Here is a 20,070-nt window from a genome sequence, read left to right as displayed (position 1 = left end):
AGTTTAACAAAACACTAACATTTTTATATGCTAGCTATGATTGGCTGTAAATTTTCAACTTAGAGATCTACTAGGTCAGAAGCTAGAAGCTAGAAGCTAGAAGCTAGAAGCTAGAAGCTAGAAGCTAGAAGCTAGAAGCTAGAAGCTAGAAGCTAGAAGCTAATAATAACTAAAAAAATAGAATCAGAAAGAAATAACTCCAAAATATTTTTAAAATTTAGATTCACCAACTTCTACCACAAATTCTCCTTTTTCATTGAGTAATCCTTGCTTTTGTATATTGTTCTTATCCTTATAAATTGCTAATACTAAACCATTATTGTAATCTTTTAGAGAACTATATTTAAAATCTAAAATGACATTTCCTTCCATATCTAGTAAACCATAACGGTTAAACCTATTGATAAAAATACCTTTTTTAAAATCTACTAATTGTTGTAGTGTTGAATTGACATGTGTTAAGTACTCTACATGAATAGCAGGAGTCAGAAATTGATGTGCTTTCTCTTGAAATTTTACCTTTATATCTTTCCCAAACTCTTTCACTACTGTTCCATTCTTGTCTATAAGTAAAACTGGGGACATTTCATCTTTTTGAACTAATGCATAACCTTTATAAAAGTTAGTAGCAAATCTATATTGTACATCGATCACTAAATCATCTTTGGAGTCTATATATCCAAAGAAGCCACTTTTTGATAATACTTTCGCTCTACCGCTTAAAAAAGAATAAGGTTGTTTACTATATTTTGCTGGTATTACCTTTTCTCCTTTTGTATTTATAAAACCATATAAATTATCATCCGTTTTAAATGATGCTAATCCTTCTGAAAAATCATTAACTACTTTATATACTTCAGGAATTACTGTTTTCCCATTTCTGTTCACAAAACCAAACTTATTTTTTTTAGGATTGTAAATTTTGGTTAATCCATCATTAAAGGCTCCAAAAAATCGCTTTAGTTTAGGGTTATTAAACCTCATTTTCTCAGAAAAAGATAAGTTCATTTTCTTAGCTATCTGATTTAAATCAGTTTTATAAAGAATTTTTAATTCTTTATCCAAATATATATACTCTCTCTTCTTTTGAATATTTTTTACTGCTAAATATGTATCGTTATTAAAAGAAATGATGTCTTGATATACAAAATCGCTTAGAGGCTTTTTATTTTTTATGGAAATAAATCTACTTGCATACTTTTTTGTGTCATAATCTTCAAAAATACTATTCTTGAGCGTTGCGCTATTTTTACCAGGTTGAAATGTATTTTTCATTCCTATGTCTGTATATACAATATTCCCTTTATTGTCTACTATTTTATATTTAGAATTATGTGTTACCCAAAAGTGAGTACCATCATATTCGCTTATAACAATTCCTGTAAATTTATTAGCTGATAAAAGTCCCTCTACTTTTTTTGTTTGAGATACTAATAGTAGTGTACACCAAAGGCATACAAATGTAATTTGCTTTTTCATTTGGTAAAGAGTTATTTGGTTTTTAGACACTAAACTTAACCAAAAAAATAAAACTTTATTATGTAGACTATCAATAAGTTATTTAAAAACAAACTTCCTAAGACAGGATAATAGTGTAACTATCCAACAAAATACTCGTCTTTAAACCCTATCAAATATAATTTTTCTTGTGCCCTGGTAACCGCAGTATATAACCATCGTAAGTATTCAACACTGCTTCCTTCTGGTAAATATGGTTGTTCAATAAAAATAGTTTTCCATTGACCTCCCTGTGATTTATGACAAGTCATGGCATAAGAAAATTTAACCTGAAGTGCATTAAAATATTTATTCTTCTTTACTCCCATAAACTGCTTATACTTTGATTTTTCATGGGCGAAATCTTCTTTTACAGCTTCATACAATTTATTGGATTCTTCATAGGTTAATGATGGACTTTCACTTGTTAAGGTGTCTAATAATAACACTGTATCAAAAGGCTTCATATCTGGATAATCAATCATTCTGATAACAACTTCGGCAAATTTAAATCCATATAATTCTTTAATTTCATGAATTCGCATTACTTCACAGATATCACCATTTGCTATAAAGCCTGCAGAAGAAGAATCTTTTAACCAGAAATAGTTGTTTTTAACTACCATAACATAATCACCAACAGAAATTTCATTCTCTTGTCCCCTAATTTTTGTTCGGATTTGTTGGTTATATTGATTTGCTCTTTTATTAGAACGAACAATAATTGCTGTATCTTCTACTCCTATTTCTCCATCATACGATTCTGTAATCGCATCTTGGATGTCATAACCATCTTGAAGTCTTACTATATCTGGAAAGTCTAAATCAAACTGAAACTCTATTCCTTCATTTTGAATCAAAAGTCTTAAATCTGTTGCATTGGCTAAAATTCCAGAATCTTGTTGTTGGCGTACTACTTCATCTAATTCAATTTCATTTATATCTTTATTGTAATGTAAAGAAAGTTTATCTCCATCTAACGCTGGACTTACATCTAGTTTTACTGGTGGTAATTGAGCCGTATCACCAATAAACACCAGTTTACAGTTTTTTCCAGAATACACATAAGAGATTAGATCGTCTAATACCGATCCATTTTCAAAAAGTTTTGCGTTTTGAACCTGATCAGATATCATTGAAGCCTCATCTACAATAAAAATCGTATTTGTATGCTTATTCGGTTGCATTACAAAACTCACGCCACCATTGGATTGTTTTTTAGGAAAGTAAATCTTTTTATGAATTGTGAATGCCTGTCTTTTAGAATACCCTGAAATTACTTTTGCCGCTCTACCTGTTGGTGCTAGTAATACTGCTTTTTTTCCTATTTTCCATAAATTATGTACTATCGTACTGATTACAGTAGTTTTACCTGTTCCTGCGTACCCTTTTAATAAAAACAAAACATTACTGTTATCACTGAAAATGAACTCAGTAAGTTGATGAATTAACTCTAATTGTTTTGATGTTGGATCGTACGAAAAGTTTTTTAGGATTTCTTTATGGAAATCACCAGCAGATTTCATCATATGCTAAATAAATGCACAAAGGTACGCGTTATTATAAATAATTGTTTTTATGATTCAAAAAAAATTGTAGATTTGCCATTATCATACATAAAAATCTGAAGAATAATGTTAGCTTTTATTTTAATCATTTTAGCAGCAACCGTAGCTGCAGTATTATTAGCTTATTTAATAGTAAAGTTTGTTCCTTTAAAATTAAGAGGAATTATCTCTATTGTACTACTTGCTATTTCTGGATACCTAGTGTATTTAATTTACAATGGTGTAATGGAACCTATTAAATTTGATATAGAAAAAAGAAAGCGTTATGCTGATGTAATCAAGAATTTAAAATTAATCCGTGAGGCTGAGGTTAAATTTAAAGAATCAAAAGGGAAATACTCTAGAGATAAAAATGAGTTAATCAAATTTATAGAAAATGATTCTTTAGTATTAACTGAAACTAACAACTATACAGAAAAAGTTGATAAAGGTGGAGGTATCTTTGTAGATGTATCTAAAAAAAGAATTGACACTACTGGATACGAACAAGTTCTAGATTACTTTAAAGGCAAAAACTATAAAGAAATGTTCAAAGTTCCAGGAACAGACAAAGAATTCGAACTTACTGTAGGTGAAATCGAAAAAGTAACTGGATTATTTGTTCCTGTTTTCTTAGCTAAAACTGACAAAGAACCAATACTAAAAGGTTTACCAAGACACCTTGTTAGACAAGAGTTAGAAGCTGTTCAAGCAGATCAAATCAAAGGAGCTATTGTTTCTGTAGGTTCTTTAGATGAAGTTTCTACTGGTGGTAACTGGCCTCCATTTTATGACAAAGAAGATGCAAAAGCTAAAACAGAAGAGTAATAAAGAAATATTATCTGAACATAAAAGCTTATCCATCCAATTTAGTTTGGATGGATTTTCTTTTTGTATTAAAGATAGTGTTACCAACGAAATCTTAGTTTTAACAGAATACCCCTTTTCTGAAACATTAAGTTCACCTAGTCTTTTATTAGATAAAATCACTCAGATTTTTGAAAGTGATAAGGATCTTCAAATAGATTTTGACACTGTAAAAGCTATTCATGAAAATAGACTAGTTACTCAAGTACCTAATGATTTTTTTGATGAATCTCACCTTAAATCATATTTAAGTTATAGTATCAAAACATTAGCTTCTGATTTTGTTGCGTATGATGATTTAACAATAGGTGCTAAAAATGTGTATGTACCTTATGTTAACGTAAATAATTTCTTATTTGAAAACTTTGGTGAATTTGAGTTTAAACACCATTCTACACTATTAATTGAACAACTTACTGAAAAGTATAATCAGCATGAAAATGATATTATGTTTGTTCATGTTACACATTCAAATGCTGATATACTTATTTTTAGAAATGGAAAGTTTGTGTTATTCAACTCCTTTTCTTTTCAATGTAAAGAAGATTTCATCTATTATATTCTATTTTGTGCTGAACAACTAAACATGAATCCTGATGAATTTTCTTTATATTTTGCAGGACACATTATTGATGATTTTGAAACGTATTCTATTACTCATAAGTACATAAAAAACATTGAATTTTTACAACCTAATCATGATTTCTTAGAAAAATCTGATTTTTTCTTCCCACATTCTCACTATACTTTACTTTCATAATGCGTATAATTTCAGGAAAATATAAAGGCAAACGAATTTCTGCTCCTAAAAAGCTACCTGTTAGACCTACTACTGACATGGCAAAAGAATCTTTATTTAATATTCTAAATAATCTGTATTATTTTGATGCTATTAGTGTATTGGATCTTTTTGCTGGTACTGGTAATATTAGTTATGAATTTGCTTCTCGTGGTACGGAAAATATATATGCAGTTGATGCTCATTTTGCTTGCGTAAAGTTTATCAATCAAACTGCAAACGAACTTGATTTTCCTATAAACTCTTTTAAAAGTGATGTTTTTAAATTCTTAGAAAAAACTACATTAAAGACAGATGTCATTTTTGCTGATCCACCTTATGATTTTGAAGTTAACCAATTTTTAAAAATAGCCGATTTGGTTTTTGAAAGGGAACTTCTAAATGAAGAAGGTGTATTAATAATTGAACATTCTAAGCATACTGATCTAAGTCAACACCCAAAATTAAGTTATGAAAAACGCTATGGAGGTAGTGTTTTTAGCTTTTTTGATTTTTAAACTTCGTCTTTAATAAAACTTTAACCTTATAAAACCGAAATTTAATAACTATAACTATAGTCATAGTTATTAAATTTATATATTTGCCTTGTCAATACATTAAAAACCAAAAAATATAATAAACAACTACTCTTAAATTTTAAAATGAAAAACAAAATATGTCTGCTATTCATTCTATGTAATAGTATATACTTAATTGGTCAAAAAAAACTAGAAAACGCTGAAGATTATATTAGTTATTTAAAAATTGATTCTATCCAAAATGACACTGTTGTAAAGAAGAAAATTATTAACCCATATTTTATCGAAAATTGGGATACTATTCATGTCAATGCGTATAGAAATAGTAAAGTAAAATTTCCTTTTGAAATTAAGTTTTCTGATTCAACCTATGCATCTCCAATTCCCAAAAAGCATGTAATCACTTCTCGTTATAGCTGGAGGAGAAATAGACCCCATAGAGGTATAGATATCGATTTGGTAACTGGCGACAGCGTTTTTAGCATATTACCAGGAAAAGTTCGTTATGTAGGTCGTAGTTCAGGATATGGAAAAACAGTTGTAGTAAGGCATCATAATGCTTTAGAGACTGTTTATGCACATTTATCTGGCTATATAGCAAAGAAAAATGATATAGTTACCAAAGGGCAAGCTATTGCATTAGGTGGTAGTACAGGTAGATCTAGTGGTAGTCATTTGCATTTAGAAACCAGATATAAAGGAATTGCTATCAACCCTGAATATTTATTAGATTTTCAAAGTGATTGTAAAATTAGATCCAAAAACATGTGGGTAACCAGAGACTGGGCTACTACTTACTATCATAGTCCTAGAAAACAGAGCAAACTCGTTACTTTAGATTCTTATGAAAAAGCTTTAGCTTATAAAAAACGTAAACGTAAAGTTTACATTGTGAAAAGTGGAGATACACTTTCTGGTATAGCTTATAAAAACCATACTTCAATTAGCCGAATTTGTAAGACTAACAAAATTAGAAAAACTAGTACGTTAAGAATTGGTCAAAAGTTGATTATTTAACGACTACTTCACTAAAACAAAAAACTCTAACTGCAACGGTTTTAATTCTTGCTTTAATGTTTGAATAAAATCGTTGCCATATTCTAAATAGTACTCGGAAAAATTACGTTGACGCTCTTCTAAGCTTTGTTTAGGTAGCAATTCATCTTGCAGTTTTTTAATTCGTTTTACTACATCTTCTTGTTTTCTTTTTTCTGCTCTTAAAAGACGTTTTTCTAAATTTACCAATCCTTTCAGTTGTTTTTTCTCTTGAGCATTAACTGCACCAATGAAAGATGCATCTGTTTGAGATGCAATGTCTCTTAAAGTAGAAAACTGTTCTTCTAACACGGCTTTTTGAGCCATAAAATCAAACGAAACTTCTGAATTTTCAGTTACTTTTTTTGCAATTAAAGTGTCTTGTTTCAAGAATAACTCTTCTAGTGAAATCGATAAATTTTCTAATTTTCTGTGTTGTTTCTCACTAATTACTTGTACAGAATTTCGTAGTAACAAAATTGGAAATGGTACATTAACTGTATTGAAATAGTTTTTCAATTGCATCCAATACGCTAATTCTCCCCCACCTCCGATATAACAAAGATTGGGTAAAATTACTTCTTGATATAAAGGACGCATAATTACATTTGGAGAAAATCGTTCCGGATGATTTTTTACTTCTTCTAAAATTTCCTCCTTTGTGAAATGTGTGTTTGTATTATTTATTTTAAATCTGTCACCTTCAAAAATAATACGCTCACGAAGTCCTTCATTCAAATAAAATAAATTAATCTCTCTAGGATTTACTTGTATTTTATAAGATTCTTCTAATACTGCATTCGTTTTTTGAACGGATTGATATGACACCGAATCCATCAAATCTTTTACGATAAAAGGATTGAACAAAGCTTTTAATCTTGAATCGTCAGCATCTATAATAACTAAACCGTAAATTTTAAAAAGACAATTGGCTATGTAGCGAGTGGCATCAGCAAGGTTAGTATATTTTAGATATCCTTCAGAAAACAATTCTTTTAGATAAATAGCATTTTTAGAAGTTCCTAACTTATTCGCAAATACATTGAAAACTTCTGCTAAGCCTTCTGTTGAAAATCTACCTACTCCTCCTTTTTGATCAGAATTCCATTGTATTTTTCCTCCTTTGAAATTAAAATAATTAATCTCATCAAAATCATGATCTTCTGTAGCCATCCAGTATACAGGAACAAAATTCTTATCAGGAAACTGCTGTGATAATTCTTCGGCTAAATTAATAGCAGATATAATTTTATATAAGAAATATAAAGGACCTGTAAATAAATTTAATTGGTGCCCTGTAGTAACTGTAAATGTATTTTCTAATGCTAATGCATCAATATTTTTTTGAGTTTCTACGGATACTTCTACTCTTTTATATTGATCTTGTAACACTTCGACTAGCGTATTTCGATGTGCTTTGGAAAAAGACGATTTCTCTTTAATTTGTTTTTTAAATCCATCTAAATCAGGATAATTACCATGATAAATCTTTAAATTTTCTTTTCTATCTACATAATCACACATCATTTTCGAAAAAAAACCCGTTTTCTTAAAAGAAATATAAGTGCTACAATCACTCTCTGTTAACGACATTAGCCAAATGTTTTGAGTAAGGTAACAAATTTAATGCTTTGCTTACAACTTGAATTCATCTTAACAAAACTTTATTAAATGTAATTCTCTATTTTTATAGCCAAATCAGTCTAAAATGCAGTTTAAAAATCCTGAAATTCTATATTTCCTCTTTTTCTTAATCATTCCTATTTTAGTACACTTATTCCAATTAAGGAAGTTTAAAAAGGTGCCTTTTACTAATGTAGCTTTTCTTCAAAATATTATTATAAAAAATAGAAAAAGTTCACAAATAAAAAAGTGGCTAATTTTATGTACACGATTACTTTTAATTACTGCTGTGGTACTGGCCTTTGCTCAGCCTTTTTTTAGTAATACTACAGTTGAAAATAATAACCATATTGCTATTTATCTAGATAATTCTTTAAGTATGAATACTAAAGGTAGCAAAGGAAACTTATTAAAAGTCAATTCTCAAGAAATTGCAGAAAGTATAAATCCAGAGTATACCTATTCTCTATTAACTAATGCGACTGTTTTTCAGAACATTTCAGGACAAGAGCTTAAAGAACAACTACTTTCTATAAAAAATAGTACTCAAAAATTATCTACTAATGACCTTCAAATACAGTTATCTAACATAAAGGGAGCAACAGAAAATATTATTATTTCTGATTTTCAAAACGTAACGGCTTCTTTACTTAGTAATCCCAATACCCCAACAACGCTAATACAAACGCTTCCAGAAAAAAAAGACAATCTTGCTATTGATAGTGTATATACAAATGATAGCACAAACAATAAAATTACTGTAAGTGTTACAATTAAGAATCAAGGAGAAGCAAAAAACAATGTTCCAATTGCTATTTATAATGATAAGAAACTAATCAGTAAACAGACTTTTTCTATTGAAGCAAATGCATCCTATGTCGCTACATTTTCTACAGAAAAAACAAACTCATTTTTAGGAAAGATAAAAATAGATTATAATGATACTTTTGATTTTGACAATCAATTTTTCTTCACAATAAATACTAATGATAAAATTAATGTTTTAGCTATTGGCGAAGTTTCTGACTTTTTATCTCGTATTTATACTGATAACGATTTTAACTTCATTCAAAATACAGTTCAAAACACAAATTACAATGCTATAGAACAACAACAATTAATTATACTAAATGAAATTGACAACATACCTCAAAGTTTAATTACAAGCTTAGTTGACTACACAAAAAAGGGAGGAGATATTATTATTATTCCTAATGAACAATCAAATATAAACTCATACAATACTTTATTTAGAAGTTTATCTCTAGGAAAAATTAATAGCGTAAGAAAAGATTCATTAAAAATTACTACAATCAATTTTAATCATCCCTTACTTAAAAATGTTTTTGATAAACGAGTGACTAATTTTCAATACCCGAGTACTTCGATGCATTATGAAACCAGTTTAGTCAATAATAGCACTATTGTTTCTTTCGAAAACAATACGCCTATGGTAAGTCAAATAAAAACATCTGATGCAAAAATATTCTGGTTTGCTACTCCTTTAAGTAAAAAACATAGCAACTTTACAAATTCTCCATTAGTAGTTCCTATTTTTTATAATATGGGACAACAGAGTTTAGAAGTATCTAAATTGTATTATCTCTTAGCAGAAAAAAATAGTATAGAGATGAATATGCAACTTAGAAAAGATGATATTCTAACCATAAAAAATAGTGATTTCTCATTTATTCCGTTACAACAAACGTATCAGACTAAAGTAAAGTTAACTACTGAAGATCTTCCGAACATAGATGGATTTTATGATATAATGAATAAGAATGATTTTATTCAATCCATAGCTTTTAATAATCCTAAAAACGAAAGTTCTTTACATTACTTAGACACAAAAAACATCAACCAAGAACATCAAAATATAAGTTTACAAAATTCAGTACAAGATGGTTTAAAAAAAATCGATAGTAAAAACAAAGTTCATTGGCTTTGGAAATGGTTTTTACTTTTAGCCATTGTATCTTTGCTGCTAGAAATTTTGATTTTAAAATACTTTAAAGTATGACCACGCTTTTGAAATCGGCAAAAATAATTGATGCTGCTAGTCCTTTTCATAATACCACTAAAGACATTTTAATTGTTGACGGAATTATTACTGAAATTAATGATACAATTCCAGCTAAAGAGGAATATACTACCGTAAACCTTGAAAACTTACATGTTTCTAATGGTTGGTTCGACACTAGTGTTTGTTTTGGTGAACCTGGTTTTGAAGAACGTGAAAATATTGAAAATGGTATACAAGTTGCTGCTAAAAGTGGTTTTACAAAAGTTGCTGTAAATCCGAATACAAATCCTATTGTAGATCATAAATCAGCTGTAGAATTTTTAATCAGCAAGGCAAAAGAATCACCTGTCGATTTGTATCCTATTGGGGCATTAACACAAAAAAGTGTAGGTATTGAAATGGCCGAGTTGTTTGATATGAAACAGTCTGGAGCTATTGCTTTTGGTGATTACAACAAACCTATTGAAAACGATAATTTACTGAAAATAGCATTATTATATGCACAAAACTTTGATGGTTTAGTGCTTAGTTTTCCTAAAAATAAAAAAATAGCTGGTGAAGGTGTAGCTCACGAAGGAATAAATGCTACTAAATTAGGATTAAAAGGTATTCCTGCTCTTGCTGAGGAAATACAAATTGCCAGAGATTTATTCTTATTAGAATACACTGGAGGAAAACTTCATATTCCAACTATTTCTACTGCAAAATCAGTAGAATTAATAAAAGAAGCTAAAGCAAAAGGATTGCAAGTTACCTGTAGTGTTGCTGTTCACAATCTTTTATTAACAGATGAAAAGCTTTTTGGTTTTGAAGCTAATGTTAAAGTAACACCTCCTTTACGAACACAAACAGATGTTGATGCGCTGATTAATGGTGTAAAAGAAGGAATTATAGATATCATAACTTCAGACCACAATCCTATAGACATAGAAGATAAAAAAGTAGAATTTTCTATTGCAAAAAATGGAACTATTGGTTTAGAAAGTGCATTTGGGGCATTAAACACTATATTAGATATTGATACCATAATTGCATGTATGAGTCATAATCCAAAATCAATATTTTCAATACCTAATACGAGTATCACTATTGATTCTCAAGCTAATTTAACCTTATTTAGCCCAGAAGGTGAGTATATTTTTGAAGAAAATTCTATACTATCTACCTCAAAAAACAGTATATTTATTGGGGAAAAAATGAAAGGTAAAGCATATGGAATTTATGCTGACCAACAACTTATCTTAAATATTTAATCTTATGAAAAACTTAACTACCATAGAAGAAGGGAAAACAAACGCTATTATCAGTTATATCACTATCATTGGTACAATAGTAGCTTTAGTATTAAATAACTCTAAAAAAAATGAATTTGCTAGTTTCCATATTCGTCAAATGGTAGGGTTAAATATACTTGCTCTTTTGAATAGCTGGGTTGTATTAAAATTCTTTGGTTTAATCCCATATTGGGCCATAGCTGGTATTACAATTGTATTATGGTTTATTGGTTTTATGGGAGCTATTAATGGAGATGAGAAAAAAGTTCCTATTTTTGGGGATTATTTCCAAGATTGGTTTAAAAGTTTATAATATTAATGAGTTTATATTTTAAGGTTAGAGAACCTAAAATTACTACCGAGAATCCTAATGTATTGATTTTACTCCATGGATATGGTAGCAATGAAGATGATTTATTTTCTTTCGCAGAAGAACTTCCAGAAGAATTATTAATAGTTACCGCAAGAGCTCCATATGAAATGGGTTATGGTGGCTATGCTTGGTATGCTATTAATTTCGATGCTAATAATGAAAAATTTTCAGATCTAGATCAAGCTAATACATCTATTGAGAAAATAGCTGATTTTATTGATGAAATTAAAGATAAATACAATACTAATAAAACCTTCTTGTTAGGTTTTAGTCAAGGTGCAATTCTAAGTTATGCGTTGAGTCTAAAATACCCTAATAAAGTTCAACATGTTGTCGCATTAAGTGGCTACATAAATGAAGATTTATTACCAAAGGAAATCCCTAATAACATTACAACTGATTATTATATTTCTCATGGTATTGTAGATCTAGTTATTCCTTTTATTTGGGCAAAAAAAGCTCCTGAATTTTTGTCTAAACTGAATCTTCAAAATGAATTTTCAGAGTATCCTGTTGGCCATGGTGTAGCGCCACAAAACTTTTATAGTTTTAAAAATTGGATCAATCAGAGGTTATAATTACAGTATAAATAAATTCTATATATATTAAATTCATTTAAGTAGATATAACTTACCTTTGCGGGATATTAAATTTTTGAATATCTAATATCTTTTTAACCTAAACATAATAATATGGATATTTTCACTCACCAAAATGCATACAAGTGGTTTGTTCCTATTTGTGCCTTAGCAATTGGTATTGAAATGTATTTTAGCTATAAACGAAAAGCTAAAAACTATGAATTTAAAGATGTTTCTACAAACGTATATTTTGCCCTAGTTAATGTTTTATTAGATGGTTTAATGTATGGAGCTTCGTATGTCGTAATGGATTTCTTTTTTGAATATCGATTTATAAACTGGGAAAATACAGGTTTCTTATATTGGTTTATTGCCTTTGTTGGACAGGATTTCTTGTATTACATTCATCATTATGTAGATCATCATTCACGATTTTTCTGGGCAGTACACGTTACACATCACAATTCTGAATATTATAATATTTCCACAGGATTCCGTTCACCAGTTTTACAGCCCTTTTACCGATTTATGTTTTTAATTCCTTTAATATTAATAGGAATTCAACCTTTACATATCATGTTTGCTTATGCAATGAACCAAAATTATGGTACGCTATGTCATACAAACTTTATCAAAAGGAACAATCGTAAAGGTGTGGTTGGTTTCTTATTAAGTGTATGGGAGTATATTTTTGTAACACCATCTCATCATAGAGTTCACCATGCTTCTAACATCAAATATTTAGATAAAAACATGGGAATGTTTTTAATTATATGGGATAGAATATTTGGAACATTTCAGGCTGAAGAAGATGAAATGGAGTATGAGAAATTAAAATTTGGTTTAACTAAACCTTTAGAAGATAAAGGACCAATTAATATTATTTTTCACGAATGGAAAGAGATATTTAAGGATTTTTTTCATAGAAAGAAAGATTTACCCTTAGGTACAAGATTAAAATATGTATTTATGCCTCCAGGCTGGAGTCATGATGGTTCAAGTAAAACCAGTAAAGAATTACAAAAAGAACTTCAATTAGAAGATCAATAAAAAAAGCGACTAAATAGTCGCTTTTTTTATTGGGTTCAATTTCTTCTATCCTAAAATTTGATCTGCGTGGGCTTTCGTTTTCACTTTTGTAATTACATCTTCTAACACTCCATTTTCATCAATAACAAATGTAGTTCTATGAATACCGTCATATTCTTTTCCCATAAATTTTTTAGGTCCCCAAACTCCAAAAGCATTAATTACTTCTTTATCCTCATCTGCTAATAAAGGAAAAGGCAGCTCATGTTTGTTAATAAAATTTTGTTGACGCTTAGCACTATCTGCACTTACTCCTAAAACATCATACCCTTTAGAAAGAAAAGTTTGATAGTTATCTCTTAAATCGCAAGCCTCAGCTGTACAACCAGGCGTACTCGCTTTTGGATAGAAAAATAACACTAATTTTTTACCTGCGTAATCTTCTAATTTTATAGTATTTCCAGCTTGATCTTTAGCTTCAAAATTTGGTGCCTTATCTCCTACTTTTAATGTTGTCATAATTAGTATTTTTGTTAAGTAAAAATACTGAAAAAATGAACAAAACAGAAAAAGTTCAATTTGTAATTGATACTTTAGAACGATTATATCCTGAGACTCCAATTCCTTTGGATCATAAAGATCCATACACTTTATTAATTGCAGTATTAATGTCTGCTCAAAGTACAGATGAACGTGTAAATAAAATTACTCCGTTATTATTTGAAAGAGCTGATAACCCTTATGATATGGTACAACTTACAGTTGATGAAATTCGAGAGATTATAAAACCTGTAGGATTATCCCCTATGAAATCAAAAGGAATCTTTGGGTTATCTCAAATTTTAATTGAAAAACATAATGGTGAAGTTCCGCAAAGTTTTGAAGCTTTAGAAGAACTTCCTGCTGTTGGACACAAAACTGCTAGTGTTGTTATGGCACAAGCTTTTAATATCCCTGCCTTTCCTGTAGATACCCATATTCATAGATTGATGTTTAGATGGAACTTATCAAACGGAAAAAGTGTAGCCCAAACAGAGAAAGATGCTAAACGTTTATTTCCTAAAGAATTATGGAACAAGCTACACTTACAAATTATTTATTATGGAAGGGAGTATTCTCCTGCTAGAGGCTGGAAACTTGAAAACGATATTATAACTTCCGCTATAGGCCGTAAAACAGTAATAGAAGAATATCAAAAGAAGAAGAAGAAATAAACTTTGGAAGAATATAATAGCAAAAAACCACTTCTATATGTAGTGGTTTTTAAGATGAGTCATTTAATTAATATGATCTAGGACGGGTTACAATTTCCATTAAAAATATCCTCTTTAGAAGGATTATAATAATTATCTGAAACATAATAATGCCCTTTGAAACCTTTGTTTTTAATTAAACTTTGTAACCCACAAAATGACTCTAAAGATAAATTTTGTGTTAATATTATCTCCCTTCCAACAACAGCAAGTCCATTAAATCCTTCTAAGTCCTTTATTTTCTTATTATTGTGTAAGATTAATGCATTCTCTATTGAAGTCAAATTCTTTAATGCATCAATATTAAACAAACCTGGATTATTTTGTACCTGCAAGGATCCACCAACTGACTCTAAATTATTTAATCCTTCAACATGTGATAGATTAGTATTACCATCTAATAGTAAACTTTCTCCTACTAAACGTAACTTTGCTAAACCATGAAGAGATGTTAGATTTAAATTTCCTCCTATGATTAGCGAGCCTCCAACTCTACTAAGTTTTTCTAAACTGTCCAAATCTGATATACTACTATTATCTGTTATGATTAAAAAACCTTCTACTAGATTCAAGTTTTCTAATCCATGAAGAGATTGTAAGTTATCATTTTCAGAAATTCTTAAATCACCTTCTATAGAGGTTAAATTTCTCAAAAAACTTATATCCACTATAAGTTGATCATTATCTTCTATCAAAACATTCCCTGTAACTATTTTATATCCTCTTTTCACAAACTCTTCCTTTTTTGTGAGTTCAAACTCTCTATTTATGATTAAATCTCCTTCATAAATAATACTCTGTTGTTCATCAACTTCTTCTGAACTACATGAAAAAAGGAATGTTACAAAAAATAATACTACTACAAATAGGTTGCTAAATTTCATAATAATTTTAATTAATATTCGCGAAAAATTGAAGCTAAAATTCACAGCAATCATTTCTCATAATTTTTGGGGCGAAGATATAAAAAACTTCTTTTGTAAAATAAAAGTGCTTGAACGAAATTTATGAGATAAGATATGGAGTTTTTCTTTTAGATTGATAACTAAGAATTACTAATTATTGTTATTCAAAATATAGATTTTATAATAATCCTTTTAAACCAAGAGTTTATATTAAGTAAATATTTTGAGAATCCTCCTTTGGGGTAAAAATAAAAAAGCTTCAGTAGTAACTGAAGCTTTTCTTTGTTAGTTTAAATTCATCTCTATAAAAGAATTGTCTTGCGTTCTTATAACTTTAAGACTTTTAGAAAAATTTAAAATGAATTCAATAGTTTTTCTACTTGGGTTCATCTTATAGTCAGATGATTTTTCAGAGTAAATGTGCGCCATATAATAAATTTTGTATAGTATTTCTATCAATAACGCCATAATTTACAATTTATTATTAGTTCACTAATATTATATTATTCTTTTCAATTACTTTTCTTAAATTAATTAAAGCATATCGCATTCTACCTAAAGCTGTATTTATACTTACACCTGTATTTTCAGAGATTTCATTAAAGCTCATATCCATATAAATACGCATTTTAAGCACCTCTTTTTGTTCGTCTGGTAACTCTTCAATTAAGTTCTTTACATCTGAAAGAATTTGATCTTTAATAATTCTTTTTTCTGCATTTAAAGTATCATCACTAATAATAGAAAAAATATCAAACTCATCAGAACCATTATTAAATACCGGCATTCTATTATTCTTTCTAAAGTAATCGATTACTAGGTTATGAGAAATTCTCATTACCCAAGGTAAGAATTTACCTTCTTCATTATAGTTTCCTTTTTTAAGTGTTCGTATTACTTTAATAAACGTATCTTGGAAAATATCTTCTGCAACATCTCTATCTTGAACTTTACTATAAACAAAACTAAAAATTCTTTGCTGATGTTTTTTAATTAGAAATTCTAGAGCAATTTCTTTACCGTCTATATACTCTTTGACTAAGACACTGTCTTCGCATACTTTCTTATACATATCTATTACTTTTAATGAGACACTTCTATCTCGGTTGGGATTGATTTTAATTTTTAAAAGTAATTTTTATGTATAGGCGTATGATATTTAAACGGTTACAAGGACCACAAATATATTTTTTTATTTTTAATCTACAAACTTTAAATATCAAAAAAATATATTTTTCTTATTGTGCTATCAGTTAAACTTATCAAATGGTTACTTATTAAGTACATATAACCTTTTAGGAGATATAGATTATGATTTGAGACTTCTTTCTTTTATAGAATTACTACAATACAAAAATATATTACTTCTAATCAATAAAATACTCCAGTTAAAAAAAGCTTTAATTAAAACACCATTATTTTTAGTTATATTTAAAATAATAAATCTTAAATAACCTTTTATTATGTTAAAAACAATTTCAAATCTAGGTCAACCTCTAACCAAAAATCAACAACAATCCATTAATGGTGGGGCTTATTATTGTTTCATTCACAGCTATAGTGATTTAATAGCATGTGAGGAACGTGGTGGAGAAATTGTGTATTGCGATCCTACTGTTGAATGTGCTGCAGATGAATAACACATATTTCAAATAAAAAAGCGAGCTATGGCTCGCTTTTTTATTTTTATAATATACCGTTTTAGATAAATTCACTTCATAAATATTCAAAAGAAACAATAGAAAACATAATATTTATTGTTCTTAAAGATACTGATAAAAACAAATAGAAATGATTTTTTAAAAGGTAAATTCTTTCAAAGAATCTAAAAATAATCACGATTAATATGCTACTTTTTCTTAAAATGTAATTACGTATAGATTATTTTCTAACCTATAAAAGCCTTATTTTTACAACTTATTTTTGAGTACATGAATACTGACATTTCTAAAGTAAATCCCAAAGAAAATATTATAATAAAAGGAGCATCACTACATAATTTAAAAAATATTGATGTTGTTATTCCTAGAAATAAATTAGTCGTAATTACGGGGCTTTCTGGTTCAGGAAAATCTTCGTTGGCTTTTGACACACTGTATGCAGAAGGTCAAAGACGATATGTTGAGAGTTTATCTTCTTATGCCCGTCAGTTTTTAGGCAAATTGCATAAACCTAAGGTAGATTACATAAAAGGAATTGCTCCAGCTATTGCCATAGAACAAAAAGTAAATTCAACAAATCCTAGATCTACAGTTGGAACTTCTACTGAGATTTATGATTATATTAAACTTTTATATGCCAGAATTGGTAGAACCTTCTCTCCTATCTCTGGGAAAGAAGTAAAAAAACACACAGTTACTGATGTTATCAATTATATAAAAACTTTAGCTGAAGAAACACGATTATTACTAGTCGCACCAGTAACAATACCAGAAAAAAGAACTATTGAATCTTTATTGCAAGTTTTAAAACAACAGGGATACGCTAGAATAAAATATAACGACGAAGTTTTCCGAATTGATAAGTTTCCAACTGATAATTTTAAAGATAATTCTATTGAATTAGTAATTGATCGTGTAGTAATTCAACATAACGAAGATTTTTACAACAGATTAGCAGATGCTGTTCAAACTGCTTTCTTTGAAGGTAAAGGAGTTTGCTATTTAGAAGATGTAGATACTAAAAGTAAAACCGAATTCAGTAATAAATTTGAATTGGACGGCATTACTTTTCTAGAACCTAACACACATCTTTTTAGTTTTAACAATCCATATGGAGCTTGTCCTACATGTGAAGGCTATGGAAATGTGATTGGTATTGATGAGAATTTAGTTATTCCTAATACTGGATTATCTATTTATGAGGATGCAATTTTTCCTTTCAGGACAGATGCTTACAAATGGTATAAGGAAAGTTTAATCTTAGCAGCTTCAGGTTTTGATATTCCAATTCATAAGCCTTGGTTTGAGCTTACCGAAGAGCAACAACAATTAGTTTGGGAAGGCACATCTCAGTTTAAAGGTATAAATGATTTATTTAAAGAATTAGAAGAGAAAAGTTATAAAATTCAAAATAGAGTAATGCTTTCACGCTATCGTGGAAAAACTACTTGTAACGATTGTGGTGGAAAAAGATTACGAAAAGAAGCTAACTATGTTCAGGTTTATGGTAAAAATATTTCTGATTTAGTGAACTTACCTCTAGACGAGCTTAGTGTGTTTTTTAAATCTATTCAATTGAATGCATATGAGGAAAAAATAGCAAAGCGATTATTAACTGAAATCAATAATCGATTACAATTTTTAACTGATGTTGGTTTAAGTTATTTAACGCTAAATAGAGCTTCAAATACATTATCAGGAGGAGAAAGTCAACGAATAAATTTAGCGACTTCCTTAGGAAGTTCACTAGTAGGATCTATGTATATTTTAGACGAACCTAGTATTGGACTCCACCCAAAAGATACAGAACGATTAATTAAAGTTTTAAAAAACCTAAGAGATCTAGGAAATACTGTTGTAGTAGTTGAACATGATGAGGATATTATGAAGGAAGCAGACTACATCATTGATATTGGTCCTGAAGCTGGAACTCATGGAGGACAAGTAGTCGCAGAAGGCACTTATGATAAGTTAATTGCATCTGATACACTAACTGCTAAGTATTTAGCAGAATCTTTAGCCATTGAAGTTCCTGAAAAGAGAAGAATAACCACCAATTTCATCAAAATTATAGGTGCACGTGAAAATAATTTAAAAAATATCGATGTTACTTTTCCTTTAAATAATCTTACTGTAATCACTGGAGTATCTGGTAGTGGAAAAAGTACGTTGGTAAAGAAAATCTTATATCCTATCCTTCAAAAGAAATTAATTGGTTATGGCGATAAAATTGGTCAATACACCAATGTAGAAGGTAGTTATGAAAGTATAAAACACGTTGAGTTTATAGATCAGAATCCAATAGGTAGATCATCACGTTCTAACCCTGTAACTTACATTAAGGCTTATGATGATATCCGCAAGTTATTATCCAACCAAAAATTAGCTAAAATTCGTAATTACCAACCTAAACATTTCTCTTTTAATGTTGAAGGAGGAAGATGTGAAGTATGTAAAGGTGAAGGTGTAGTTACCATTGAAATGCAATTTATGGCCGATGTTCATTTGGAATGTGAGGCTTGTAAGGGTAAACGATTTAAAAAAGAAATTTTAGAAGTTACTTTTCATGATAAGAATATTGATGATATTCTTAACTTAACTATTGATGATGCTATTACCTTTTTTACAGAACATGATGCTAAAAAAATAGCCAATAAGCTAAAACCGCTACAAGATGTTGGTTTGGGTTATGTAAAATTAGGACAATCTTCTTCTACCCTTTCAGGTGGTGAAGCACAACGAATAAAGCTAGCTTCCTTTTTAGTTAAAGGGAATACAAAGGATAAAGCCTTATTTATTTTTGATGAACCAACTACTGGATTACATTTCCATGATATAAAAAAATTATTAGCTTCTTTTAATGCTCTAATAGATAAAGGGCACTCTATAATTGTTATTGAACACAATGTAGATTTAATTAAATGCGCCGATCATATCATAGACCTAGGTATTGAAGGAGGTAAAAATGGTGGAAATTTAATTTTTGAAGGTACTCCTGAAGATTTAATTCAAAATAAAAAGTCAAAAACTGCAATTTTTATTAAAGAAAAGTTAAAAAAATGAAAAAATATTTTTACATTACTGT

The 20,070-nt window shown here is 29.1% G+C and carries 18 protein-coding genes; 12 read left to right on the top strand and 6 right to left on the bottom strand.

Features of this window, described 5'->3' with window-relative positions; translation table 11 throughout:
• Window positions 1-210 precede the first annotated feature (210 nt).
• The gene (locus BVC87_RS18655) at window positions 211-1,479 is read right to left on the bottom strand and encodes a WG repeat-containing protein (protein WP_075343926.1); all 1,269 of its coding nucleotides are present in this window, start codon (window positions 1,477-1,479) and stop codon (window positions 211-213) included.
• Between the two features lie 119 nt (window positions 1,480-1,598).
• Window positions 1,599-3,026, bottom strand: coding sequence for an ATP-dependent DNA helicase (locus BVC87_RS18650; protein ID WP_075343925.1), 1,428 nt, complete (start codon window positions 3,024-3,026; stop codon window positions 1,599-1,601).
• Window positions 3,027-3,131: 105 nt separating this feature from the next.
• On the opposite strand from BVC87_RS18650, the gene BVC87_RS18645 reads away from it, so the two are divergent.
• From BVC87_RS18645 to BVC87_RS18630, 4 genes are all read left to right on the top strand, one after another.
• Window positions 3,132-3,872 (top strand): hypothetical protein, encoded by a 741-nt coding sequence (locus tag BVC87_RS18645; RefSeq protein WP_075343924.1) that lies wholly within the window; start codon window positions 3,132-3,134, stop codon window positions 3,870-3,872.
• The gene (locus BVC87_RS18640; protein ID WP_075343923.1) at window positions 3,847-4,671 is read left to right on the top strand and encodes a DUF3822 family protein; all 825 of its coding nucleotides are present in this window, start codon (window positions 3,847-3,849) and stop codon (window positions 4,669-4,671) included. Before BVC87_RS18645 ends, BVC87_RS18640 begins: the two co-directional genes overlap by 26 nt.
• Window positions 4,671-5,207, top strand: coding sequence for an RsmD family RNA methyltransferase (locus BVC87_RS18635; RefSeq protein ID WP_075343922.1), 537 nt, complete (start codon window positions 4,671-4,673; stop codon window positions 5,205-5,207). Before BVC87_RS18640 ends, BVC87_RS18635 begins: the two co-directional genes overlap by 1 nt.
• Before the next feature lie 144 nt (window positions 5,208-5,351).
• Complete coding sequence (locus BVC87_RS18630) at window positions 5,352-6,245, top strand: M23 family metallopeptidase (protein WP_075343921.1); 894 nt, start codon at window positions 5,352-5,354, stop codon at window positions 6,243-6,245.
• A gap of 3 nt (window positions 6,246-6,248) precedes the next feature.
• Here BVC87_RS18630 and bshC read toward each other — a convergent pair whose 3' ends face one another.
• On the bottom strand, window positions 6,249-7,856 hold the full coding sequence (bshC, locus tag BVC87_RS18625; protein ID WP_075343920.1) for a bacillithiol biosynthesis cysteine-adding enzyme BshC: 1,608 nt from the start codon (window positions 7,854-7,856) through the stop codon (window positions 6,249-6,251).
• A gap of 115 nt (window positions 7,857-7,971) precedes the next feature.
• Between bshC and BVC87_RS18620 the strand changes: the two genes are divergently transcribed.
• From BVC87_RS18620 to BVC87_RS18600, 5 genes are all read left to right on the top strand, one after another.
• Window positions 7,972-9,906 carry a BatA domain-containing protein gene (locus BVC87_RS18620; protein WP_075343919.1) on the top strand — a complete coding sequence of 645 codons (1,935 nt, stop codon included), beginning with the start codon at window positions 7,972-7,974 and terminating at the stop codon, window positions 9,904-9,906.
• On the top strand, window positions 9,903-11,162 hold the full coding sequence (locus tag BVC87_RS18615; protein WP_075343918.1) for a dihydroorotase: 1,260 nt from the start codon (window positions 9,903-9,905) through the stop codon (window positions 11,160-11,162). Before BVC87_RS18620 ends, BVC87_RS18615 begins: the two co-directional genes overlap by 4 nt.
• A 4-nt stretch (window positions 11,163-11,166) precedes the next feature.
• Window positions 11,167-11,496 (top strand): DUF4870 domain-containing protein, encoded by a 330-nt coding sequence (locus tag BVC87_RS18610; RefSeq protein WP_075343917.1) that lies wholly within the window; start codon window positions 11,167-11,169, stop codon window positions 11,494-11,496.
• A gap of 5 nt (window positions 11,497-11,501) precedes the next feature.
• Window positions 11,502-12,134, top strand: coding sequence for an alpha/beta hydrolase (locus BVC87_RS18605; protein ID WP_075343916.1), 633 nt, complete (start codon window positions 11,502-11,504; stop codon window positions 12,132-12,134).
• Window positions 12,135-12,248: 114 nt separating this feature from the next.
• Window positions 12,249-13,187, top strand: coding sequence for a sterol desaturase family protein (locus BVC87_RS18600; RefSeq protein ID WP_075343915.1), 939 nt, complete (start codon window positions 12,249-12,251; stop codon window positions 13,185-13,187).
• A gap of 45 nt (window positions 13,188-13,232) precedes the next feature.
• On the opposite strand, the gene bcp is transcribed toward BVC87_RS18600, so the two are convergent.
• Complete coding sequence (bcp, locus tag BVC87_RS18595) at window positions 13,233-13,685, bottom strand: thioredoxin-dependent thiol peroxidase (protein ID WP_075343914.1); 453 nt, start codon at window positions 13,683-13,685, stop codon at window positions 13,233-13,235.
• A 35-nt stretch (window positions 13,686-13,720) separates the two neighbouring features.
• On the opposite strand from bcp, the gene BVC87_RS18590 reads away from it, so the two are divergent.
• Window positions 13,721-14,380 (top strand): endonuclease III domain-containing protein, encoded by a 660-nt coding sequence (locus tag BVC87_RS18590; RefSeq protein WP_075343913.1) that lies wholly within the window; start codon window positions 13,721-13,723, stop codon window positions 14,378-14,380.
• A 77-nt stretch (window positions 14,381-14,457) separates the two neighbouring features.
• Here the strand turns inward: BVC87_RS18590 and BVC87_RS18585 are convergent, their stop codons facing one another.
• Together BVC87_RS18585 and BVC87_RS18580 are read right to left on the bottom strand one after the other, a co-directional pair.
• Window positions 14,458-15,303: a receptor L domain-containing protein gene (locus BVC87_RS18585; protein ID WP_075343912.1), complete on the bottom strand. Its 846-nt coding sequence runs from the start codon at window positions 15,301-15,303 to the stop codon at window positions 14,458-14,460.
• A 505-nt stretch (window positions 15,304-15,808) separates the two neighbouring features.
• On the bottom strand, window positions 15,809-16,396 hold the full coding sequence (locus BVC87_RS18580) for an RNA polymerase sigma factor (RefSeq protein WP_075343911.1): 588 nt from the start codon (window positions 16,394-16,396) through the stop codon (window positions 15,809-15,811).
• Between the two features lie 391 nt (window positions 16,397-16,787).
• Between BVC87_RS18580 and BVC87_RS23525 the strand changes: the two genes are divergently transcribed.
• Complete coding sequence (locus BVC87_RS23525; RefSeq protein WP_159439389.1) at window positions 16,788-16,964, top strand: hypothetical protein; 177 nt, start codon at window positions 16,788-16,790, stop codon at window positions 16,962-16,964.
• Window positions 16,965-17,255: 291 nt separating this feature from the next.
• On the top strand, window positions 17,256-20,048 hold the full coding sequence (gene uvrA / locus BVC87_RS18575; protein WP_075343910.1) for an excinuclease ABC subunit UvrA: 2,793 nt from the start codon (window positions 17,256-17,258) through the stop codon (window positions 20,046-20,048).
• Window positions 20,049-20,070 lie beyond the last annotated feature (22 nt).

Origin of the sequence: Tenacibaculum agarivorans, assembly GCF_001936575.1 — a bacterium.
GTDB classification, from domain to species: domain Bacteria; phylum Bacteroidota; class Bacteroidia; order Flavobacteriales; family Flavobacteriaceae; genus Polaribacter; species Polaribacter agarivorans.
Note: the sequence above shows the minus strand (reverse complement) of the source record. Positions and strands in the feature narration are given on the sequence as shown.

Excerpts from the sequence above, each read along its gene's own strand:
- BVC87_RS18655 (WP_075343926.1), bottom strand. The coding sequence starts at position 1,479 with ATGAAAAAGCAAATTACATTTGTATGCCTTTGGTGTACACTACTATTA.
- BVC87_RS18650 (WP_075343925.1), bottom strand. The coding sequence starts at position 3,026 with ATGATGAAATCTGCTGGTGATTTCCATAAAGAAATCCTAAAAAACTTT.
- BVC87_RS18645 (WP_075343924.1), top strand. The coding sequence starts at position 3,132 with ATGTTAGCTTTTATTTTAATCATTTTAGCAGCAACCGTAGCTGCAGTA.
- BVC87_RS18640 (WP_075343923.1), top strand. The coding sequence starts at position 3,847 with ATGCAAAAGCTAAAACAGAAGAGTAATAAAGAAATATTATCTGAACAT.
- BVC87_RS18635 (WP_075343922.1), top strand. The coding sequence starts at position 4,671 with ATGCGTATAATTTCAGGAAAATATAAAGGCAAACGAATTTCTGCTCCT.
- BVC87_RS18630 (WP_075343921.1), top strand. The coding sequence starts at position 5,352 with ATGAAAAACAAAATATGTCTGCTATTCATTCTATGTAATAGTATATAC.
- bshC (WP_075343920.1), bottom strand. The coding sequence starts at position 7,856 with ATGTCGTTAACAGAGAGTGATTGTAGCACTTATATTTCTTTTAAGAAA.
- BVC87_RS18620 (WP_075343919.1), top strand. The coding sequence starts at position 7,972 with ATGCAGTTTAAAAATCCTGAAATTCTATATTTCCTCTTTTTCTTAATC.
- BVC87_RS18615 (WP_075343918.1), top strand. The coding sequence starts at position 9,903 with ATGACCACGCTTTTGAAATCGGCAAAAATAATTGATGCTGCTAGTCCT.
- BVC87_RS18610 (WP_075343917.1), top strand. The coding sequence starts at position 11,167 with ATGAAAAACTTAACTACCATAGAAGAAGGGAAAACAAACGCTATTATC.
- BVC87_RS18605 (WP_075343916.1), top strand. The coding sequence starts at position 11,502 with ATGAGTTTATATTTTAAGGTTAGAGAACCTAAAATTACTACCGAGAAT.
- BVC87_RS18600 (WP_075343915.1), top strand. The coding sequence starts at position 12,249 with ATGGATATTTTCACTCACCAAAATGCATACAAGTGGTTTGTTCCTATT.
- bcp (WP_075343914.1), bottom strand. The coding sequence starts at position 13,685 with ATGACAACATTAAAAGTAGGAGATAAGGCACCAAATTTTGAAGCTAAA.
- BVC87_RS18590 (WP_075343913.1), top strand. The coding sequence starts at position 13,721 with ATGAACAAAACAGAAAAAGTTCAATTTGTAATTGATACTTTAGAACGA.
- BVC87_RS18585 (WP_075343912.1), bottom strand. The coding sequence starts at position 15,303 with ATGAAATTTAGCAACCTATTTGTAGTAGTATTATTTTTTGTAACATTC.
- BVC87_RS18580 (WP_075343911.1), bottom strand. The coding sequence starts at position 16,396 with ATGTATAAGAAAGTATGCGAAGACAGTGTCTTAGTCAAAGAGTATATA.
- BVC87_RS23525 (WP_159439389.1), top strand. The coding sequence starts at position 16,788 with ATGTTAAAAACAATTTCAAATCTAGGTCAACCTCTAACCAAAAATCAA.
- uvrA (WP_075343910.1), top strand. The coding sequence starts at position 17,256 with ATGAATACTGACATTTCTAAAGTAAATCCCAAAGAAAATATTATAATA.